This window comes from Abyssisolibacter fermentans (genome assembly GCF_001559865.1).
GTDB lineage: Bacteria > Bacillota > Clostridia > Tissierellales > MCWD3 > Abyssisolibacter > Abyssisolibacter fermentans.
In genome coordinates this window covers 25,364-46,822 of sequence record NZ_LOHE01000075.1, presented here as the reverse complement: position 1 = coordinate 46,822, position 21,459 = coordinate 25,364, and the positions used below count along the sequence as shown (strand labels likewise).

Here is a 21,459-nt window from a genome sequence, read left to right as displayed (position 1 = left end):
GAGCATCATTTCTGGCATTCCTGGCATCATCCCTGGCATTCCTGGCATCATCCCTGGCATTCCTGGCATCATCCCTGACATTCCTGGCATCATCCCTGGCATTCCTGGCATCATCCCTGACATTCCTGGCATCATCCCTGACATACAATGCATTGGGCACATGTAGATTACAAACGCACACATTGGATTAATGGGCATACTATATTTTGGTGTGCATGGTTGTGGTGGACATGGTTTTGGTTTTAGTATTGGTTTTGGCATTGGTTTTGGTATTGGTTTTGGTATTATTGGTTTTACTGGATATACTTCTTCTATGGGACGTTCTGCTGAAGGCATCTCTCTGTTTTCACTTCTCATTTAATCACTCCTATAGGCATTTGCCCTTCATTCTACTTATAATCATTATATGTAGTAAATGATATAAAGTGATTTTAATCTTTAAATACCAAATAATTCTCTCGCATTTTTGTTTGTTATATTCATTACTTCTTCAAATGATATGCCTTTCAACTGAGCTATCTCTCCAGCCACAAATCTAACATATAACGGCTCGTTACGTTTTCCTCTATGTGGATGTGGTGTTAAATATGGCGAATCTGTTTCTATCAACATTTTTTCTAAAGGGATTTCTTTAGCAACTAGTTTAGATACCTTTGCATTTTTAAATGTAATTGGCCCTGCAAAAGATATATAAAAACCTAATTTTATGAATTCTCTTGCTAGTTCTACTCCTCCTGAATAACAATGGAGTACTCCTCTGAGGCTATCATCCTTTAGCTCTTTTATTATGTCATACGTATCTTGATGCGCATCTCTATCATGTATTATTATGGGCAAATCTAATTCTTTTGCCAATTTTATTTGTTCTCTAAACCATTTCTTTTGTAACTCTCTTGGAGAATTGTCATAATAATAATCAAGACCAATCTCACCTATAGCTACTACTTTGTCTTTTTTACTTAGACTTCTTAACAACTCTATTGTTTCATCTTCCATATCCTCAACTTCATGTGGATGAACTCCAATTGCTGCATATATATTTTCGTGTTTTTGTGCCAACGAAACAGCTTTTACTGAGGTAGCTACGTCTGAACCTGGATTTATAATTAATTCAATATTATTATTACCTAAATCTTTTATTAACTGCTCTCTATCTTTATCAAAACGGCTGTCATCTAAATGTGCATGACTATCTATAAGCATGTTTATCACTCCTAATATTTTAAACAAAGCTGTCTCAAAATGACTAATTATAGTACATAATCCTGCATTTTGAGACACGCTTACATTTATACCTTACTTAACTGCTGCACCACTTTTTATATCTTCTAATACTGAAGCTAGTGTTAATTTTTTACCTTTACTAGCTGCTAAAATCATTCCATGAGATTCTATTCCTCTTAATTTAATAGGTTTAAGGTTTGCTACTAAGATAAGTTTTTTACCTACTAAATCTTCAGGTTTGTAGTATTTAGCTATTCCTGATACAACCTGTCTTTTTTCATCACCTACACTCAACTGTAATACAAATAATTTATCAGCATTCGGATGCTTTTTAGCTTCTATTACTTCTGCTATTCTCAAATCTATTTTGTCAAAATCATCTATTGTAATATATTCTTCTTCTTTTAGTTCTTCTTCTTTTTCTGGTTTTTCTTCTGCCTTTTTGCCATATCTTAATTCTATAAATTTCTTGTTTTCTTTATCCAATCTTACAAGTTCTTTTTCTACATCTAGTCTAGGGAATAATGGCGCTTCTTTTCTTACTTTAGTTCCTGTTTGTAATCCTTCCCATTTAAATAATGATAACCAATCTGTACCTGCACCATTATCTATACCTAATTGCCTCCATATACTGTTAGAAGTTTTCTCCATAATTGGTCTTATAAGTACTGATATGATTCTTAGTGATTCGCATAAATTATATAATACTGTATCTAATCTATCTTTTTGATTTTCGTCTTTTGCTAGTACCCATGGCATAGTTTCATCTATATATTTATTTGTTCTTGATATTAATCTCCATATATTCTCTAATGCAATACTGAAATTAAATGCATCCATATTTTTCTCTACTATACTTGGTGTTGATAAAGCCAATTCTTTAAGACTTTCATCATATTCTCCTGTCAATTTAGGTTCTGGAATTATACCACCATTGTATTTATCTACCATAGCAACAGTTCGACTTACAAGATTACCTAAATCATTTGCTAAATCAGAATTAATTCTTTTGAGGAATTTTTCTCTTGAAAATGAGCCATCACTACCAAATGAAAATTCTCTTAATAAAAAGTACTTCAATGAATCTATACCATATAGGTTAATCAATGGTTCTGGATACATTACATTTCCTTTTGATTTTGACATTTTATCATTTTCAAATAAAATCCATCCATGACCAAATATTTTTTTAGGAAGCTCTATATCTAATGCCATTAATAATGCAGGCCATATAATAGCATGGAATCTTACTATTTCTTTTCCAACTAAATGTACATTTGCTGGCCAAAATTTCTTGTAATCTTCATCATTTTCTGATAGATAACCCAATGAGGTGATATAATTGCTTAATGCATCTATCCATACGTAGATTACATGCTTATCATCAAAAGGTACTTTTACACCCCAATCAAAAGATGATCTTGTAACACATAAATCTTCTAAGCCTGGTTTTAAGAAATTATTCAACATTTCATTTCTTCTTGATTCTGGCTCTAGAAACTCTGGATTTTCTTCGTAAAGTTTAATTAATCTATCTTGATATTTTGAAAGCTTGAAAAAATATGCTTCTTCTTTTGCTAATTTAACTTCTCTTCCACAATCAGGGCATTTACCATCAACTAATTGACTTTCTGTCCAAAATGATTCACAAGGAGTACAATAGTGTCCTTCATATGTTCCTTTGTATATCTCCCCTTTGTCATATAGTTTTTGGAAAATCTTCTGTACAATTTGTTCATGTTTTTCATCAGTTGTTCTTATAAAATAATCATAGCTTATCTCTAATGTTTCCCATAAATCTTTTATATTTTTTACAATACCATCTAGATATTGCTTAGGGGTAAGACCTTTTTTCTCTGCTACATCTTGAATTTTTTGTCCATGTTCATCTGTTCCTGTTAAAAACTTTACATCATATCCCATGACTCTTTTAAATCTAGCTACTGTATCCGCTGCTACCGTACAGTATGTATGTCCTATATGAAGATTATCACTTGGATAATATATAGGTGTTGTTACATAATAATTTTTTTTATCCATTCCTTTCTCCTCCTTGATAATTTTATTCTTTAAAATTTTAATAAAATATATTTATAGAATTTTCAACAAAAAAGCTCCGTCTCTCTAATAATAGAGACGAAGCTATACTCGCGGTACCACTCTAATTTATTCTGCCTCACAGCAAAATACTCACTAAGTTACTATAATAACCTTGCATTTATAACGGATGCAACCCGACAAAACCTACTTAGTTTCAGCTTTATAACTCAGGGGCCATCTTCAATCTAATTTTAGTCACCGACTTTCACCTACCTCGGCTCTCTAAAGACATCTATTAAATCTACTCTTCCCTTCACAGTTAATAATTGTATTTAACTACCAGTTAAAATAAATATACAGTACTACTCATTCGTTGTCAAGTATTATATTAAACTTTTATTGAATATAAAATAAAATATATAATTATATAAAACACTATACATTGTATTTTAATCATTTAGCTAGATAATATTCTTATTTATCAAAGAATATATTGCATATTATTAATGATGCTGCTATAGCTCCTATATGAGATAGTAAAGCAGCTGTTAGTGTATGTCTTGATTTTTTTATACCTATTGCTCCAAAATATATAGCCATTGTGTAAAATATAGTTTCTGCTGAACCCATCATTGTGGCAGCTACTCTTGCAATAAATGAATCAGCTCCATATGTGCATGTAATATTTTTGACAAGTGCTAAAGACCCACTGCCGGATATAGGTCTCATTATTATAAGCGGAATCAATTCTTTTGGTAATCCTATAATTTTAGTTATTGGTGTAAATATGCTTACAAATATATTCATCGCTGATGATCTTTTGAATATTCCTATTGCCACAAATACAGCTATTAAGTATGGCATAATTCTAACAGTAGTTTTAAACCCTTCTTTTGCTCCTTCTACAAAACATTCATATAAATTTATATTTTTTATATAACCATGTATTAATATTGTAAATATAATAAATGGTATAATGGACATAGAAAAAATATTAAAAAATTTTATATTATTTACCTCCTTTTCTCCATAATCTTGACACTTATTATTCCTATTAACGTAGAAGCTGTAGTTGCTATTAATGCTGTTGAGATTATTTCAGTGGGGTTAGTGGCTCCTGCATCTGCTCTGATTTTTAAAACAGTTAATGGCACTAGCTGTATAGACGACATATTTATTACTAAAAACATACACATTGCATTTGTTGCTCTTTTCTTATAGGGGTTTAATTTGTTCATCTCTTCCATAGCTTTAATACCTAATGCTGTAGCTGAATTACCTGCTCCAAACATGTTTGTTATCATATTCATTATTATTAAACTTATAGCTGGATGATTGTTAGGTATATCAGGAAATAGAAACTTTGTAATAGGTTTTAATAATTTACATAACGAATCAATTAGACCAGATTTTTTGGCGATATTCATTACTCCTAACCACATAGCCATTATTCCTGTTAAGCTTATTGCAAATTTAACAGCTTCTTGAGTATCATTTAGAATTACTTCGTTAATGCAATTTATGTTGCCAGTAGCAAGTGCCGTAAGTATTCCGATAAAAATTAAAAAAAACCAAATTTGATTTATCATGCTTTTACACTTCCTTTGTTAAATTGCAAAAAAAATATTTATATATTAAATATATTTTATAATTAAAAGTTTATAACATTAATTTTTTTGTGCTATAAACTTAAAAATAATTAAATTGATAAAAACCCTACACCCTTTCATTTGCAATAATTCTATAAGTATTCACATTACATTTTATTTGTTTAAATTGCTAAATTATTTGAACAATAAAAAAAAATTGCTTTTTTTTAAAAAAAATGTTGACTTTTATTGGTATCTCTGCTAATATTTAATGTGAGTGAAATATGTCGATTCTTGACTGAAAATGATTAGGAGGTATGTCAATATGAAATCAACAGGTATAGTAAGAAAAGTAGACGAGCTAGGAAGAGTTGTTATTCCTATCGAATTAAGAAGAACACTTGATATAGCCGTAAAAGATGCACTTGAAATTTATGTGGATGGAGAACAAATTATACTTAAAAAGTATGCTCCAGCTTGCATCTTCTGTGGACAAGCTAAAGATGTTGTACAGTTTAAAGGCAAAAATATTTGTCCAGCTTGTTTAGAAGAACTTAAATAATACTAATTTATTTAGAAATGAAAGGGTTGAAATTACAACTCTTTTATTTTTTTGTCTGAATTTATATAAATTATATTTAACCAACAAAATTATAACATACCTTTACAAAATTTTAGTAGTTTTGATTTTATAGATCTATGCTTTCCTTATAAATAATATTTTTGGGGATTTTTCTTTCTTTAGAAACTTTTTTTATTGCTTCTTTTTTTGTAAAACCTTTTTGTATGTACAGTCTAAGATGTTCTTTTACATCCATATCATCCCACAACTGTTTATCAAATGCTGCTATTTCATCTTCAGAAACACCTTCTACTACCACTACAAATTCACCTTTAATGCTCTTGTTTGCAAAAATTTCTATAATCTCTAAAACAGTTCCTCTGCAAATTTCCTGATACTTTTTGGTTAATTCTCTTGCTATAGCTATATTTTTATTTCCTAATACATTACTTATATCTTGTAATAAGTCAAGTAATCTATGAGGGGCTTCATAAAGAATTATCGTTCTGTACTCTGTCTTTAATTTCTCTAATCCTCTTTTCCTTTCTTTCTTAGCCGATGGCAAAAAACCTTCAAAAACAAATTTTTTAGTTGAAAATCCTGATAACACTAGTGCTAATATAGAAGCACTAGCTCCTGGTAATGCATCAACCTGTATATTATTTTCTATGGCAAGCCTAATTAAATCTTCCCCAGGATCTGATATTCCAGGCATACCTGCATCAGACACTAAAGCTATGTTTACTCCTGCTTTTAATTTTTCAATGAGCTTCAAACCAATTTTAGCTTTATTATGCTCATGATAACTGATAAGAGGCTTTCTTATATCATAATGGTTTAAAATCTTTAGTGTATGTCTAGTATCTTCTGCTGCTATTAAATCAACTTCTTTTAAAGTTTCAACTACCCTATATGTTATATCCTTTAGATTACCAATAGGTGTTGCACATATACGTAATTTCCCATACTCATTCAAAATATCACCTTTTCTTATTTGATTTTTAGCATTTACGATTCGCTACTGTAAATACTCTTTATTTCATCTGTGTATGTATCATCTTCATTATAAACATAAAGTGGTTCTAGAAATTTCAGTTCAGGTCTTGCTCCTTTTATGCATTTAATTAATAATAAGTTTGGTTTTTTATTGATTTTAGGATGAACAAATCTAATGATTTTGGGCTCTAACCTATATTGTCTTAATAAATACATAATATCTGTTAGTCTATGAGGTCTATGAACCATGAAAAAAGAACCCCCATTTTTTAATAGATCATTAGCTGACTTTATTACGTCTTCTAATGAACAACTCACTTCATGTCTTGAAATACACTTGCTTTCGTTTGGATTTATAATTCCTCTACCTACTGGCATATACGGCGGGTTACTTGTGACTACATCAAATTTATGTGTTTCTAAGGCTTTATTTGCTTGTTTTAGGTCCGTATTTATAATTTCTATATCATTAGTTAGGTTATTCATTCGCATTGTTCTATGGGCCATTTCAGCGATATTTTTCTGTATCTCTACTGCATATATTTTTTTGGGTTTTTTCTTCCCCCATAATATCAATGGAATGATTCCTGTTCCTGTCCCTAAATCAACACATGTAGAATTAGGTTTAAATGTGCTAAAATTAGCTAATAACACTGCATCTATACCAAAACAAAACCCCTCAGTATTTTGTATTATTTTTAAACCTTTGAGTTGCAAGTCATCTACTCTTTCATTTTCGTATATTTCCATATTTTCACCTCTTAGTTTGTATTATAGCACATATGTTTTTAACCAATACTGTTTACAGTTTAGTTAAACCAGTTTAATAAAATCTGGTATACAAGATAGAAATAGTGAATTCTAGCAAACCAGAGTTTGTTTACTCAAACTGTATACAAAGGCTTAAATTTAAACTACACCATTCTGGATATAAAAATAATCTTGGATAATCTATAGATACTAAAATTATAAAACTAATATATATCATGATAACTTTGATGTATATTTTTTAAAGTAAACTCTAGTAAACACTTTGCTTAAAGCATAATCATATTGTTGATTTTGTAAACAATATACTATAAAAAAGACCCTTATGGGGTCTTTTTTATGTATTATTGACTATTCTTGAACAGGTGCATCTACTGGACATACATTTGCACAAGCTCCACATTCAATACATCCACTAGCATCTATTACATACTGGCCATCTCCTTCAGAGATAACTCCAACTGGACACTCTGCTTCACAAGCACCACAACTTATACAAGCATCTGTAATCTTATAAGCCATTTAAGACACCTCCTTAGCATTCTTTAAAATCTACTTATCTATTTTACCATGTATCAAGTATTAATAAAAGTATTTTTAATCATGCTTATTTATATATATTAGAATAATATACTATGTTTATGATGAAGAAAGCTAAATATCTTGATTTTGTATGATTATTCTAAATTTATCCAAGTAAACTTCTGCTAGTAAATTTCCTACTACTTAGTTTGCTAGTCTATTTTAATGTTTCTAAATCTTCTACTTTTATAGTGTGAATTTCATCTGAACCATCTTGCATTTTTACTTTGACCTTTGCATTTTCTAGTAATGGGTTTACGTTTAGTACCACACCTTTTCCTAAACCACAACATACTGGACAACCTACATCTGGCATTTTTTTAAGAGAATTCTCATATGTTTCATGTTCATATTTTAAACAACACATAAGTCTTCCACAAATCCCTGAAATCTTTGTAGGATTTAGTGATAAGCTTTGTTCTTTTGCCATTTTTATTGAAACTGGTTCAAAATCTCCTAAAAATAAAGAACAACACAATGGTCTACCACAAGTTCCTAGTCCTCCTATCATTTTAGCTTCATCTCTTACTCCAATTTGTCTAAGTTCTATTCTTGTTCTAAATATTGCAGCTAAATCTTTAACTAATTCTCTAAAATCTACTCTACCATCTGCTGTAAAATAAAAAATAACTTTATTATTATCAAATGTATATTCAACATCTATTAGCTTCATATTAAGTCCATGTTCTTCTATTTTTTTCAAACATATGTCAAATGCATCGGTTTCTTTTCTTTTGTTCTCCTCATGCTTTTCGATATCTTCTTGTTCAGCTACTCTTATAACATTTTTTAAAGGAGATACTAATTCTTCTTGAGAAATTTGTTTTGGTCCCACAACTATTTGACCAAATTCTATTCCTCTAACCGTTTCTACTATTACATAATCATCTTTTTTTGCATTTGTTTGTACAGGATCAAAATAATAAATCTTTCCTGCTTTTTTAAATCTAACACCTACTACATTTACCATATAATAATACCTCCTGTAGCCTTAGAAGCATCACATCAAGATTAAGCTTTGAATTTGCATTTGCTTTAATATTGTATTTTGCTTCTTCAACTATATCAACAATATCAGTTAATTTATTTTTTGTTATTTTCTCTGCTTGTGAGATTAATATATCATATTTATCTTTATTTATTATAATATATTTATTATGTACATTAGTTAGCTTAATAATCAATAAATCTCTAAGCCAAATTAATAATATATCTAAAATTTGATCTAAATCATCTTTGTTTTCTATAAAAAATTCTGTAACTTCGAAAATATTACAATCAACATCTTTTATTAAATTAGTTACAATAGATATAATTTTATTCCTAAGGTCTTTAAATTTTTGAGTTCTATACTCTTTTAACGCCATACCTACTATTCCATTTGAAAATGATGTAATAAATTCAGCTTCTTCTTCTTTTACTTCGCACTTATTAATTAATGCCTCTTTTATTTTAGTAGTTTCGACAGGGAAAAAAGTAAATATCTGTGTCCTAGATACTATCGTTGGTAATAAATTATAACTATTTACGCAAGTCATAATTATTATAGCATGATTAGGAGGCTCTTCTAATGTTTTCAAAAAACTATTCTGAGCCTCAACCGTCATATTATTTGCATCTTTTATTATATATACTTTTTTATCACCTTCATATGGAAATAAATTGATACTATTTTGTATCTCATCAATTTGTCCTTTTTTAATATATTTACCTTCTGATTTTATTATACTGAAATCAGGATGATTTCCATGGTCAAATTTAATACACGCTGAACACTTATTACAAGGAGAACTTCCTTTTTTTTCACATAATAATGTCTTTGCAAATATATTAGCTATCGATGATTTGCCTAATGATTTTGCACCTCTAAATAAATATGCATGCACAACTTTATCATTAATTATGATATCTTTAAGATTCTGAATTATTTTATCATGTCCTATTATATCATCGTATTTCATTTTACTCTCCTCTATGGTTAATGTTACGACTAGCACTTGATTATTCACATAACAACTGCTTATATAAATTTTCTAATTTAGAAGCTTACACCTTATTATTAAAAGTTATATGAATAATCAGGATTAAATAGTTTCAGTAGAGAATTTATTTTTCTGAATAATCCGAACAAGCTACATATATATGTCTATTATCAGTCCTCTAATATCATCTAATCGTTTCAATATCTTTATATTATCTTTTTCATTTTTTAATACATCTTTTGTGAGTTGTTCCATTTCTTTGTCTACTTTTTTTACTATTGCAAACACTCTATGGCGACCTCTTCTATCTAAAAAGCTATTTTTACTAAATTTGACCATCGAATCAACCGATTCCTTTAAGAATTCAGATATAAGCTTTTTGTAGGCGATTACTTCTCGAACGTCCATATTTTTTACTATTCTCTCTGATTGCACATCGATTCTTTTTAGTAAAATATTTAATTTTTCTTTTACAGATATATCTCCCAATCTTTTAAACTCATCTTTAAAAGTTTTTTCAAGCTTATATTGTTTCTTATTAGGATCATTTTGTTTAACATCTAAAGTATTAGTTGATTGCGTTAAAATATCACTTACCTTCATATTTAGTCTCCTCTAGGATTATTCTATCATTAAAAAACTAATATCTGTTAACTAAAACTTTTTAAATTCTTCAACATCAACTACAAATACAGTTGCTCCTCCAACTTGTACTTCTACAGGATATGGTACATAACTTCCCATTGACCAAGTAGTCGTTGCAGGATATGATGTGATTTGTTTTCTACTTTTACATAAATCTTTTATTATATTTAGAACCTCGTCTACTTTTTCTTTTTGTACACCTATAATCAATGTGGTATTACCTGACCTTAAAAATCCTCCTGTTGAAGCTAATTTAGTTACTCCAAAATTATTTTCCATTAACTTATCTAATAACTTATGAGCATCTTCATCTTGAACTATTGCAATAACTAGCTTCACAATTACACCCCTTTCTTATAATAACATTATTATAGGTTCATTATTTAATCATAACTAGTATTATACCTATATTATATCAGCTATACTTATAAAATATCAAACATTTCAAAATTTGGATGTTTTATATTATCTTTTGTTCTATTTTTTAATTGAAGACTTAATCATTTGTACGACATAGGCATATATCTCCTCATGTAAATCTTCTATGCTTCTTATCTTTTCATCTTTCACACATTCAATTCTTTTCCAATTATATTCCTGAGCAATTTCAACTGCATTGTTATAAGATGCTTCTAGATATGAAGTATCTCTTTCGTGTATATCTTTATTATCAAGCCCATTTATTTTATTAGCTCTATTTTTAATTAGTTCTTTAGTATAATTTATTGGCATATCTAGAAAGATAACGCAATCTGGTTTTGGTATACCATATATATTAAATTCTAAGTCGTATAACCAGTTTAAAAAAACCTTTTTTTCAGCTTTATTAATTATTTTGGATGCTTGATGTACCATGTTACCAGTTGTATATCTATCAGTTAAAATTATGCCTCCTTCGTTATAAAAATCACCCCATAATGTTTTAAATGAAGCATATCTATCAGCAGCATAAAAAGTTGAAGCAACATATGGACTTATTTCATTCGCATTCTTGCCGAAATCTCCATTCAAATACATTTTTATCAACGATGATGAAGGACTGTCATAATTAGGGAATTGTATTTTCTTTATATTATATCCATCTTCACACAGCCTATCATAAAGCTTTCTCGTCTGCGTTTCTTTACCACTACCATCTACTGCATCAATTGCTATTAAAAGCCCCCTCATTAAATTTCCTCCTATGTAATGTAATTTATTTTATACTATCTATTTCAACACTTTTATTTGTATTCCTTCTTTACATTCTAACCCTAATACTTGTATATTATTACGGTATAAATTGTACAAATCTTGAGTTAATTTTTCACTTATAATCTCTCCTGGACATAATAATGGTATTCCAGGCGGATATGGCACAACAAAATCAGCTGATACTCTATTTACTGCTTCGTTTAAATTTATATATTCTAAGTCACTATAAAAGGCTTTCGTCATTGATTGTCCTATCTCGGGTTTATTATAATCTAAATATATAATTTCATTATCATTGTTACCTATCTGTTTTGAGTTTAATACTATATCTTCTATGGCTAATTTCAGCTTATCTAAGTCACTTGGTTCATCAGCTACAGTAATCATAGCTAATATATAAATATAGTCTGCCATTTCAACTTGAATCCCATAATCTGTTCTTAATATATTTTCAAGCTGTGGTCCTGTTATTCCTAAATCAATTAGACTTATCAATAACTTAGTTTCATCAAAATCATTGATATTATTATCGTCAAATGAATCAATATCTAATACTCTTACTTTATCTAGTTTTTTTAAACTCACTTTAATATCTTTAAGCTTTTTTATTAACATGTCTAATCTTTCATTTCCGAATCTATCCATATAATCCACCGAAGCTTCTATTGATGACATAAGTATATATGAAGGACTAGTAGTTTGGTATAATGCGAGCATTTTCTTTAACCTTTCTACATTAACTCTATCTGTACATACATGAACTAACGAAGTCTGTGTAAACGCTGGCAGCGTTTTGTGTGCACTTTGTATAACGATATCAGCTTTGGCATCTACGGCTGACATAGGTAACCTCATATGAAATCTCAAGTGTGCTCCATGCGCCTCATCAACAATTAATATACGTCCATGTTCATGCACTATTTTTGTAATATTTATTATATCACTACAAACCCCATAATATGATGGATTTGTTATTATTACTGCCTTAATAGACTTATCGTTACTTAAAATCTTATCTAGTTCATTATGATTAATGCATCCAGTAATATGATTTTTTCGATCTATCTCTGGATATATGTATTCTTGTTTTAATCTTCCAAATACTAGAGCATTATAAACACTTATATGGCAATTCCTTTGAACTAATATCTTATCTCCTTGGTTGACTACTGAAAGTATTGCTGCATAAATCCCTCCTGTTGTGCCATTTATACAATAAAAGGTTTTTCTTGAATTATAAACATCAGAAACGTTGTTTTGACTTTTCATTATAATATCTTTAGGATTGTGTAGATTATCTGTACCTTCTACTTCTGTAACATCTATCTTAAATATATTATTTAAACTATATAATTCTTTCCCTTTATGTCCCGGCATATGAAATCTTGTATTCACTTCTCTAGTGTATTTATTCAAACCTTTTAACAAAGATGTCTTCATAATCCCGTTCCTCCTAATCACGATATAAATAGAAAATAGCTTGTATACTAAATTCAAAAAAGCTTATATTTTTGTATTGATTAAAAAAAATCTACATATGTCCAAGATTAAAAAAAACATGGAATTTTACCATGCCTTTATTTTAAAATAAAATCTGACCAAATTTGCCTTATCCTTTTAATATAACTACTATAGTCTCTATTGTTAAATGCAATTGAATTGCATATGTTTCTTTCACAATTTATACAAATATATGATTGTAAAATCTGTATATGATTTACATGATTTTTCCCACATATTGCACATTTATGTATAACCATACAACCATCTCCTAATAAATTTTATTCTATAACTCTTTATTACAATCATTAACCATATACATTATTTTATTCAATAAGTATGGCCATTGTTCCAAAAAAGTTGGAATAAAATCAATCTTACAAATATACATTATTCCTATCAATATTGATACTGTATATTATGAGGTTGTATAGTATTAGTCTGCTTTTTTTTCTATTGCCATCTTTTTTTCTATAGCTTTTAGAAAATTGTCACTAGGCTGAAAAACTAACCCATATTTTTTGTCATCAACGTTAAATTGTCCATAATGAATCTTGTTTGAATTTCTCCTACAAGTAAATTTATATGTGCTAACTACATTTTTCGTTTCTTCTACTTCTTTATATGGTTTTATAAACTCTATATCTTTTAATTTAATTTTTAGTATTGTATTGCTTTTTTTACCAATCTTTTTTTCAAATATTAAGCTACTTTGTAAAAGCACATAAACATGACTTGCTAACAATTTAGTTATAAGCAAACCACATATAATAATAGATGAAATTAATACTATTATAGAAGCTATTCCTGCATATTTATCACCTAATTTGTTACATAAAGTTATTAAATAATTAAGTGCAATTATAGAAAAAATAATAATTAAAATAATCTTCCATAGAGGTTTATGCTCCTTCTCCAGTTCTTCTCGCATAAAATCTATCATATATACCACCCTTCACAAAACAAATCAAAACCCATATTATTCACTGAAAACTTATAATTCAGAACTATATAACATATCATTCAAAGTTATATGAACAATCAGGGTAAATTCTCTATACAATAATTTATATTTGTTTAAATGTTTCATATTCCTATTCAAAAATCCTATAGAAAAACTAATTTTTTATAACAACGGAAGTAATTACGTAGTAATTGCAACACACCGTTTCAACGAAGCTCAAGATTGCACACCGTTGTTAAATCTAATCAATATCCTCCACCTATAGAAGTTGGGGACATCTTGCGCCTTGTTATATACAATTAAATATAAATATCCCTTGAAAAATATTTAACACTATAATACCATATTTATAATATGTTGTACAAATCTAATATATAAGATAATATTATTATATTAATATTTCATGCAATAGTTTAAAAATGATAGAATTTTCAAGTTAAATAATACTATAAACAGCTATATTTTTGAACTTCTATATTATATAAACTGTTTCCTAAGGAATCAATAGCAACAATAGCTGGAAATTTTTTTACAACCAATTTTCTTAAAGCTTCTGTTCCTAAATCATCATAGTCAATTACTTCTGATGACTGTATCGATGCAGATATTAGTGCTCCTGCTCCTCCAATAGCAGCAAAATATACTGCTTTATTTTTTATCATTGATTGGATTACTTCATTTGACCGTTTACCTTTTCCTATCATTCCTTTTAATCCTATATCTAGTAATTGAGTGCTATAATCATCCATTCGATAGCTTGTAGTAGGTCCTGCGGATCCTAGCACTTGATTTGGTCTTGGAGGACACGGTCCTACATAATATATTATTGAATTTATAATATCAAAAGGTAACTCTTGACCATTATCTAACGCTTCTATCATTCTTTTGTGCGCAGCATCTCTTGCTGTATATATAGTACCATTTATATATACTGTATCACCAGCCCTTAACTTATTTACTTGTTCTTCATCAAAAGGTGTATTAATAATTATCTCAGCCATAAAATCACTTCCTTTCAAATATTATATTATTACTTCGCTATGACGAGCTACATGACAATTTAAATTAACTGCTACAGGAAGACCTGCTATATGTGTTGGATATGTTTCTATGTTAACAGCTAAAGCAGTTGTTCTTCCTCCCAATCCTTGAGGTCCAATACCCAGCTTGTTTATTTCACTAAGTAATTCTACTTCTAACTCTTTAATGTGTTGTTTCATATTGTGCTGGCCTATATCTCTTAGCAAAGCTTCTTTTGCAAGCAAACAAGCTTTTTCCATAGTTCCACCAATACCAATACCAACAATTAAAGGTGGACAAGCATTTGGTCCACATTCTTTTACAGTATCCTTTATAAATTTTTTTATTCCACCAATTCCATCGGATGGTTTTAGCATTTTTAATGCCCCCATATTTTCACTGCCAAATCCCTTTGGAGCAAATCTAATACGCAATTTGTCGCCTTCAACTATATTATAATGAATTATTGCTGGCGTATTATCATTAGTATTTACTCTCAAAATAGGATCCCTTACAACTGATTTTCTCAAATAACCTTCAAGATAACCTCTTTTTACTCCTTCATTTATTGCATATTCTATACCTTCATCTTGTATTATTACTTCTTGTCCTATATCTACAAAAAACACAGCCATACCCGTATCTTGGCATATTGGTATCATTTTTTCTTTTGCTATCTCTAAATTTAACAGCATCTTTTTTAGTATATCTTTACCTATAGGTGATTCTTCGTTATTCTTTGCTTTTACAATTGCATTAATTACATCTTTATTAAGAGTGTAATTAGCTTTTATACACATTTCTCTTACTGCTTCGATAATTTCTATAGTCTTAATCTCTCTCATATCAAACTCGTTACAATCGTAACTTCTCCTTTCTTTTAATTATGATTATATTAAAAATCAAACACTACACCATATTTATTATATAAATAACTAAGTTTTAATATTCTTATAGCTATTTTACTTTTTATTGTATCAAAATTAAATGAAATTTCAAATAATTAACACTAAATAATTCAATTTTAATGTATAATAGATATATGATTCAAGATAATCTAGATTGGAGATGATTTAATGAAGCTTGCAATATTAATAATTATATTAATTTTAGTATTTCTTTTTGAAGTCGCATTATTTCTAGATATAAGGAATCTTTTGAAAAAATCAATGATTAGCATAAAAGGGACAGGCTATGATAAAAAGAATAAAAATAATTTAAAATTAGTAAAAAAATCTTCCAAATAAAAATTGTAAATATTTACTTCTGCAAAATATTTAACGTTAAAAAAGCCTCCTAATGGAAGCTTTTAAAATCAATCGTTATTATTTGTATCATCTTCTTTTTTATTTGCATTTGTTGATTTTACTTCAGGTACTACTCCATAATCGTAGTCATCTTCTTGTTCATCTATATCATTTTCATTATTTTGCGCTGTAGTTATTGATGCAATAATTTCTTCACTATTAGTTAGTATAGTTATATCTTCTGCTAATTCTACATCTCCTACTTTAAAGCTATTATTCATAGCTAGCTTAGATATGTCTATCAATACATTTTTAGGTACTTGATCCGGGTAACATTCTACGTCAATTTTTTGAAGTTGTTGTTGTAATATATGTTCATTATCAAGACTTTTCCTACCTGCTATTAATATAGGTATGCTTGTAGTAATCTTTTGTTTTCCATCTATTTGTTGTAAATCTAAATGTATGATACCATGAGTAATTGGATCTCTTTGAATTTCTTTTATAATAGCCGGAAAACTTGTATTTTCTATTGCTACTTCAACTATAGCATTTTCTCCATATTTTTTTATTATACTTTTAACTTCCTTTATATTAAATTTTAATGTATGGTTAGTAAAATTATGACCATAAATAACACTCGGAACAAAACCTGTATTTCTAATTCTATTACATGCATTGCTGCCAATTTCATTTCTTATAACAGATTTAATATTTATGTTTTGCAAGATATTCCCTCCCTTTGCTTATTTACCATAATTATGTCCAAATTTTTCTTTTACTATACTTAACAAGCTGTCAAAATTATTAGTAAATAAACAATGACTCCTATAAAAGAAAGGATCTATCTATATTCTATTATAACAACCAAAACCATTACGTAGTAATTGCAACACACCGTTTCAACGAGGCGTAAGATGAACACTACTTGTTAAATCTAACATCTTTTGCCTCGTTATAACAACGGAAGCAATTGCGTAGTAATTGCAACACACCGTTTCAACAAAGCGTAAAAATATACACTATCAAAATCTAACATTTTTACACTTTGTTATAATAAATAATTAAGTAATAATAACAATATAACTCCTGGAATTCCTAAAAAACCAACAATTAAAGCTGTTATTGGATTTATTCCTATACTAAAACCAATAAATTTACCTGCAAAATTTAATGCTAATAATACCACACCACCAATCAAACCATTAATTATCAACTTAAATATATACTTTAGAGGTATTATTAAAATCCATCCAATTAAGTATAGTAATATGAGTCCGAATGCATATGCCAATATTACATTTAATTCAATTCCCAAGCCCATTAAACCACCTCATGTCTTTTATTTACTTTATGAGCAAGAAAAAAATTTGATATTTTAAGGCTGTCCTATAATAATTTATATTTATAATATAATAAAAATATTACTATTTTTGTAGATTAATTAAGCATATTCTGCTCTCATTTTTTTTAATAAGTAAAAATATTTTATTTTAGCTGCTTCCATATTGTATATAGCATAGTCTATAAGCTCCGGGTCTGTTACATTATTAAAATAAATCTGTGCATTTTCCCAATCTTCTTTAGCTTTTTGCAGATTTGGCTTATTTGTATCTTTATTTTCTTCAAATGCTTCTATGATTTTTTTTACAAAAGAATTATTTTTTAATTGGTATAATTTATTCTGTTTGTTTTTAAAATCAGCTACTGCATTATTCATACTAACCCCTCCCATTATATTTATATAATGATTGTGTACATTTATTCTAGGAGTTATACATAATCGTTTATTATTCATAGAAAATTGTGAAAAATGAACCCAAGTTTTAAAAAAATCATGGTTCTTCATGAGATTTTCCTCATCTAAACCATGATTTTTGATAAAATTTTTTATGCTTCTGTATAGATACAAATTCAAAGTTGTTTTTTAAATAGATTACCCCATTATCAACTATGCCTCAATACATAAAATTAATTAAAAAATCTATCATGAACACTAAACATCTCAATTCAATCTAACATAATTTTTTACTAATACTGCGCTGTATGTTATAAAAAAAGTTTTAATTATTTAAATTATAGTCTATTCATCATATCTTAAATTTATCTACTTCTTTTTTTAGTTTATTAGCATATTTCTTAGATCTTGTAACCCGTTCAATAACTTCATCAGATTTATTATTTGCATCAACAACTCTATTTGCTATATCTGTAATTCCACCCGCACCTTCATTAGCTGCTAAATCTACACCATCGATAGATTCTACAACATTTTGTAAGGAATCAAGGAGTTCTTCAGCTGTAGAACTAAATTCACTTACTAGTTTGTCCATAAATTTTACATCATTACTATAATTTTCTGTTACACTAAGCATTGTTTTATAATCATTATAAACATCTGTAGACACAAATTCTAATAAACTATCAGAACTACTCGAAAGATTTTCTACTGAACTTACTACCTTTGACGTTATATCTTGAATTTCAAGAACAGCATTCTTTGATTGCTCAGCTAATTTCCTTATTTCTTCAGCAACGACCGAAAAACCTTTTCCTGATTCTCCTGCTCTTGCTGCCTCAATTGCAGCATTTAATGCAAGTAAATTAGTCTGTTCTGTTATCTGCATAATTGATTCTGACAAAACATTGATTTGATTTACTACTTTTGATTCTTTTATAGCCTTTTGGAGGTCTTGTTTTGCACTAGCAAATATTTCGTCTGCCTTATTCTGAGTTATGATCACATTTTCCTTAGTATTTTCTGCCCGCATAGTTACTTTGCTAACTGTTATTGCACCTTCTTGAGATTTCTCTGCTATAGATAGAATAGATTTTTCAATTTGTTTAGATTTTACTGACATTTCATTTGACGAGGCAGCTGTTTCTTCCATACTAGCAGCCAGCTCTTCTGTAGTTGCAAATATTTCTTCTAAGCCTTCGTTTAAAACGTTTACATCTAACATAACATTTTCTACTTCACCTTCTATAGCTAATGATTCATCTTTTATACTATTAATTAAAATTGTTAAGGAATCTTTCATATTATTAATACCCTTGGCAATTATTCCTATTTCATCTTTTCTTGCTAACAATTTGTGCTCCATTTTTTTAGAAAAATCTCCATTTTCCATTGATACTATAATCTTTAGAATATAATCTATAGGCTTAAGCATTTTATAACTTGTTAATATTGCAACTCCATTAGCTAAAATACATATAACTATCATAGTTATTAAAATATTAATGTTAAATTGTCTAGAAACTTCTAATACTGATTCTGCCGAATAATCACACCCTAATACACCAACAATATTTCCCCTTGAATCTTTTATAGGTACAAATGCTGATAATAAAAATCCATACTCATCTGCATCATATAATTCAGAATAAACCGATTCTCCATTAAATGCTTTATCCGCACCATCAAATATTTCTGCTGGTTCCTCCGTACCAATAGAAGAAAAATTCTTGCCATTAGGGATATCACTACCATCTGCAACATATTTATACGTGCTGTCGTTACTTTTAATTAAGGTATATAAAAACGTGGCACCAGTTTCTTCCTTTACTTCATAAAGCATTTTTATTAACTCATTATAATATTTGTCGTGATTATCCATTTTTTTAATAAGTTCTTTAAATTTATCTCCATCAATATTAACAACTGTAGATTTGGCTATAACCTTTGCTTGTTCACCTATTAATTGCTTGTTAGAAGAAGTTATATAACCATAACTTATATATGTAATCACTGCAGCAGTTAGAATCACAATAATACTTGTCATAATGCTAATTTTACATTTCAAACCCTTTCCTATTTTATTTTCCAAAGTAACACCCCTTTCTAATATTTTTCAATTATATGTAATATCCAATACGAAAATTTGAAATGGCATATATTCCATTATGTCCTTTCAAATTATTAGTTTTAAGATAAAATTTGTGATAGTCAAAAAATAAAAAACCCCAGATGAAAATTTATATTATATCCTGAATCATCTAGTGAAATAAAATAAGTTTATATTCATGGGAATCCCTTTTAGTAATTTGTGTATCTCTTAGAGATCCCCACCTTTTTATTTTTTACAAATATATTTTCATAACTAACTATGAATTATAGTACCGCTTTTACCTTCTATAACAAGGGAAGCTTTTTCTAAAGAAGCAATAACTGCCTTCCTTCCCTTTCCACCTTTCACAAATTCAATAGCAGCATTCACCTTTGGAAGCATACTACCAGAAGCAAAATGTCCTTGTTCACAATATTTTTCCGCTTCTTTTATACTTATACAGTCTAAAGCTTTTTGATTTGGTTTACCAAAATTAATAGAAACTTGATCTACAGCTGTTAAAATAAAAAGATAATCTGCTTTAACAGTGTCTGCGAGTTTAGCAGAAGCAAAATCCTTATCGATAACTGCTGATACTCCTTCATATTTTCCATCATCATTCTTTACCACTGGTATACCCCCACCACCGCAGGCAATAACTATAAATTCATTATCAAGCATGTTCAATATACATTCTTTTTCTACTATATCTTTTGGTAGTGGAGAAGGAACCATTCTTCTATATCCACGTCCAGCATCTTCCTGTATAACTAGTCCCTCATTTTCAGCCATTAGATTCTCAGCTTCTTCTTTTGTATAAAAGCTTCCTATTGGTTTTCTAGGGTTTTCAAATGCTTCATCGTCCTTATCTACTTCTATTTGTGTTACTACAGTTGCTACATTCCAAGGCATTTTTTGCTTGTTAAGCTCTTTTTTAATAGCATTTTGAAGATGATAACCAATGTAACCTTGACTCATGGCTGTACACTCAGGAAGCTCCACAGGAACAATTTTATTATTAATTTTGCAGGCCTCTTCAAAAGCTAAATTAATCATACCAACTTGTGGACCATTTCCGTGGCTGATGATGATTTCATTACCTTGACTAATTAAATTTACAAGTGTTTTTGAAGCTATTTCTACTTTTTCTTGTTGCTCTTTAGGCGTATTTCCTAATGCATTTCCACCTAAAGCTATTACAATTCTATTTAAAGCACTTTTATCTTGCATAGTGTTTTCCCTCCAATGATTTATTCTAAATAGGTTGAAATACCCTGTTAAAATTCTTAAGATATAGAAATATCGCCTTTATCAAG

The 21,459-nt window shown here is 28.8% G+C and carries 24 protein-coding genes, 1 pseudogene and 1 other annotated feature; of the genes and pseudogenes, 2 read left to right on the top strand and 23 right to left on the bottom strand.

Annotated features, from left to right (window positions below; translation table 11 throughout):
* From AYC61_RS21715 to AYC61_RS14660, 5 genes and pseudogenes are all read right to left on the bottom strand, one after another.
* Positions 1-357, bottom strand: a pseudogene (locus AYC61_RS21715) (hypothetical protein); the annotation flags it as partial.
* An 81-nt stretch (positions 358-438) separates the two neighbouring features.
* On the bottom strand, positions 439-1,281 hold the full coding sequence (locus tag AYC61_RS14675; RefSeq protein ID WP_338026058.1) for a TatD family hydrolase: 843 nt from the start codon (positions 1,279-1,281) through the stop codon (positions 439-441).
* Between the two features lie 15 nt (positions 1,282-1,296).
* A complete protein-coding gene (metG, locus tag AYC61_RS14670) occupies positions 1,297-3,264 on the bottom strand; it encodes a methionine--tRNA ligase (RefSeq protein ID WP_066503985.1) in 1,968 nt (655 codons plus the stop codon).
* An 89-nt stretch (positions 3,265-3,353) separates the two neighbouring features.
* Positions 3,354-3,590 (bottom strand) — a binding site (T-box leader).
* A 148-nt stretch (positions 3,591-3,738) separates the two neighbouring features.
* On the bottom strand, positions 3,739-4,248 hold the full coding sequence (locus tag AYC61_RS14665; protein WP_066503983.1) for a spore maturation protein: 510 nt from the start codon (positions 4,246-4,248) through the stop codon (positions 3,739-3,741).
* Between the two features lie 29 nt (positions 4,249-4,277).
* Entirely contained in the window at positions 4,278-4,853 is a 576-nt protein-coding gene (locus AYC61_RS14660; RefSeq protein WP_066503982.1) for a nucleoside recognition domain-containing protein, read from the bottom strand.
* 325 nt (positions 4,854-5,178) lie between these two features.
* On the opposite strand from AYC61_RS14660, the gene AYC61_RS14655 reads away from it, so the two are divergent.
* Positions 5,179-5,415: an AbrB/MazE/SpoVT family DNA-binding domain-containing protein gene (locus AYC61_RS14655; RefSeq protein WP_066503980.1), complete on the top strand. Its 237-nt coding sequence runs from the start codon at positions 5,179-5,181 to the stop codon at positions 5,413-5,415.
* Between the two features lie 127 nt (positions 5,416-5,542).
* Here AYC61_RS14655 and rsmI read toward each other — a convergent pair whose 3' ends face one another.
* The 13 genes from rsmI to AYC61_RS14590 form a co-directional block, all read right to left on the bottom strand.
* On the bottom strand, positions 5,543-6,391 hold the full coding sequence (gene rsmI / locus AYC61_RS14650; protein ID WP_066503978.1) for a 16S rRNA (cytidine(1402)-2'-O)-methyltransferase: 849 nt from the start codon (positions 6,389-6,391) through the stop codon (positions 5,543-5,545).
* A gap of 32 nt (positions 6,392-6,423) precedes the next feature.
* Entirely contained in the window at positions 6,424-7,161 is a 738-nt protein-coding gene (locus AYC61_RS14645; protein WP_066503976.1) for a tRNA1(Val) (adenine(37)-N6)-methyltransferase, read from the bottom strand.
* A gap of 369 nt (positions 7,162-7,530) precedes the next feature.
* Positions 7,531-7,701: a DUF362 domain-containing protein gene (locus tag AYC61_RS14640; RefSeq protein WP_066503974.1), complete on the bottom strand. Its 171-nt coding sequence runs from the start codon at positions 7,699-7,701 to the stop codon at positions 7,531-7,533.
* A 217-nt stretch (positions 7,702-7,918) separates the two neighbouring features.
* The gene (locus AYC61_RS14635; protein WP_066503973.1) at positions 7,919-8,731 is read right to left on the bottom strand and encodes a PSP1 domain-containing protein; all 813 of its coding nucleotides are present in this window, start codon (positions 8,729-8,731) and stop codon (positions 7,919-7,921) included.
* Complete coding sequence (holB, locus tag AYC61_RS14630; protein ID WP_066503971.1) at positions 8,709-9,722, bottom strand: DNA polymerase III subunit delta'; 1,014 nt, start codon at positions 9,720-9,722, stop codon at positions 8,709-8,711. Before holB ends, AYC61_RS14635 begins: the two co-directional genes overlap by 23 nt.
* A 171-nt stretch (positions 9,723-9,893) precedes the next feature.
* Positions 9,894-10,346: a YaaR family protein gene (locus tag AYC61_RS14625; protein WP_066503969.1), complete on the bottom strand. Its 453-nt coding sequence runs from the start codon at positions 10,344-10,346 to the stop codon at positions 9,894-9,896.
* Positions 10,347-10,397: 51 nt separating this feature from the next.
* Positions 10,398-10,727 (bottom strand): cyclic-di-AMP receptor, encoded by a 330-nt coding sequence (locus tag AYC61_RS14620; protein WP_066503967.1) that lies wholly within the window; start codon positions 10,725-10,727, stop codon positions 10,398-10,400.
* A 138-nt stretch (positions 10,728-10,865) separates the two neighbouring features.
* Positions 10,866-11,558: a dTMP kinase gene (locus AYC61_RS14615; RefSeq protein ID WP_066503964.1), complete on the bottom strand. Its 693-nt coding sequence runs from the start codon at positions 11,556-11,558 to the stop codon at positions 10,866-10,868.
* Between the two features lie 39 nt (positions 11,559-11,597).
* Positions 11,598-13,022, bottom strand: coding sequence for an aminotransferase class I/II-fold pyridoxal phosphate-dependent enzyme (locus AYC61_RS14610; RefSeq protein ID WP_066503962.1), 1,425 nt, complete (start codon positions 13,020-13,022; stop codon positions 11,598-11,600).
* A gap of 137 nt (positions 13,023-13,159) precedes the next feature.
* Positions 13,160-13,342: a sigma factor G inhibitor Gin gene (locus AYC61_RS22295; protein WP_066503959.1), complete on the bottom strand. Its 183-nt coding sequence runs from the start codon at positions 13,340-13,342 to the stop codon at positions 13,160-13,162.
* A gap of 176 nt (positions 13,343-13,518) precedes the next feature.
* The gene (locus tag AYC61_RS14600; RefSeq protein ID WP_066503953.1) at positions 13,519-14,025 is read right to left on the bottom strand and encodes a hypothetical protein; all 507 of its coding nucleotides are present in this window, start codon (positions 14,023-14,025) and stop codon (positions 13,519-13,521) included.
* A 467-nt stretch (positions 14,026-14,492) separates the two neighbouring features.
* Positions 14,493-15,047, bottom strand: a complete 555-nt coding sequence (locus AYC61_RS14595; RefSeq protein ID WP_066503948.1) for a Fe-S-containing hydro-lyase — start codon at positions 15,045-15,047, stop codon at positions 14,493-14,495.
* Positions 15,048-15,068: 21 nt separating this feature from the next.
* Entirely contained in the window at positions 15,069-15,911 is an 843-nt protein-coding gene (locus AYC61_RS14590) for a fumarate hydratase (RefSeq protein ID WP_066503942.1), read from the bottom strand.
* 231 nt (positions 15,912-16,142) lie between these two features.
* Here AYC61_RS14590 and AYC61_RS21355 point away from each other — a divergent pair, with 231 nt between their 5' ends.
* Positions 16,143-16,313, top strand: coding sequence for a hypothetical protein (locus AYC61_RS21355; protein WP_156456477.1), 171 nt, complete (start codon positions 16,143-16,145; stop codon positions 16,311-16,313).
* A gap of 68 nt (positions 16,314-16,381) precedes the next feature.
* On the opposite strand, the gene AYC61_RS14585 is transcribed toward AYC61_RS21355, so the two are convergent.
* The 5 genes from AYC61_RS14585 to arcC all read right to left on the bottom strand — a co-directional run bounded on the left by AYC61_RS14585 (position 16,382) and on the right by arcC (position 21,373).
* On the bottom strand, positions 16,382-17,041 hold the full coding sequence (locus AYC61_RS14585; RefSeq protein ID WP_066503936.1) for a 50S ribosomal protein L25: 660 nt from the start codon (positions 17,039-17,041) through the stop codon (positions 16,382-16,384).
* A 323-nt stretch (positions 17,042-17,364) separates the two neighbouring features.
* The gene (locus AYC61_RS14580) at positions 17,365-17,637 is read right to left on the bottom strand and encodes a pro-sigmaK processing inhibitor BofA family protein (protein ID WP_066503935.1); all 273 of its coding nucleotides are present in this window, start codon (positions 17,635-17,637) and stop codon (positions 17,365-17,367) included.
* A 120-nt stretch (positions 17,638-17,757) separates the two neighbouring features.
* On the bottom strand, positions 17,758-18,033 hold the full coding sequence (locus tag AYC61_RS14575; RefSeq protein WP_066503932.1) for a DUF2508 family protein: 276 nt from the start codon (positions 18,031-18,033) through the stop codon (positions 17,758-17,760).
* 370 nt (positions 18,034-18,403) lie between these two features.
* Positions 18,404-20,143: a methyl-accepting chemotaxis protein gene (locus AYC61_RS14570; RefSeq protein WP_066503931.1), complete on the bottom strand. Its 1,740-nt coding sequence runs from the start codon at positions 20,141-20,143 to the stop codon at positions 18,404-18,406.
* A gap of 273 nt (positions 20,144-20,416) precedes the next feature.
* Positions 20,417-21,373 carry a carbamate kinase gene (gene arcC, locus AYC61_RS14565; protein WP_066503930.1) on the bottom strand — a complete coding sequence of 319 codons (957 nt, stop codon included), beginning with the start codon at positions 21,371-21,373 and terminating at the stop codon, positions 20,417-20,419.
* Between the last annotated feature and the right edge of the window lie 86 nt (positions 21,374-21,459).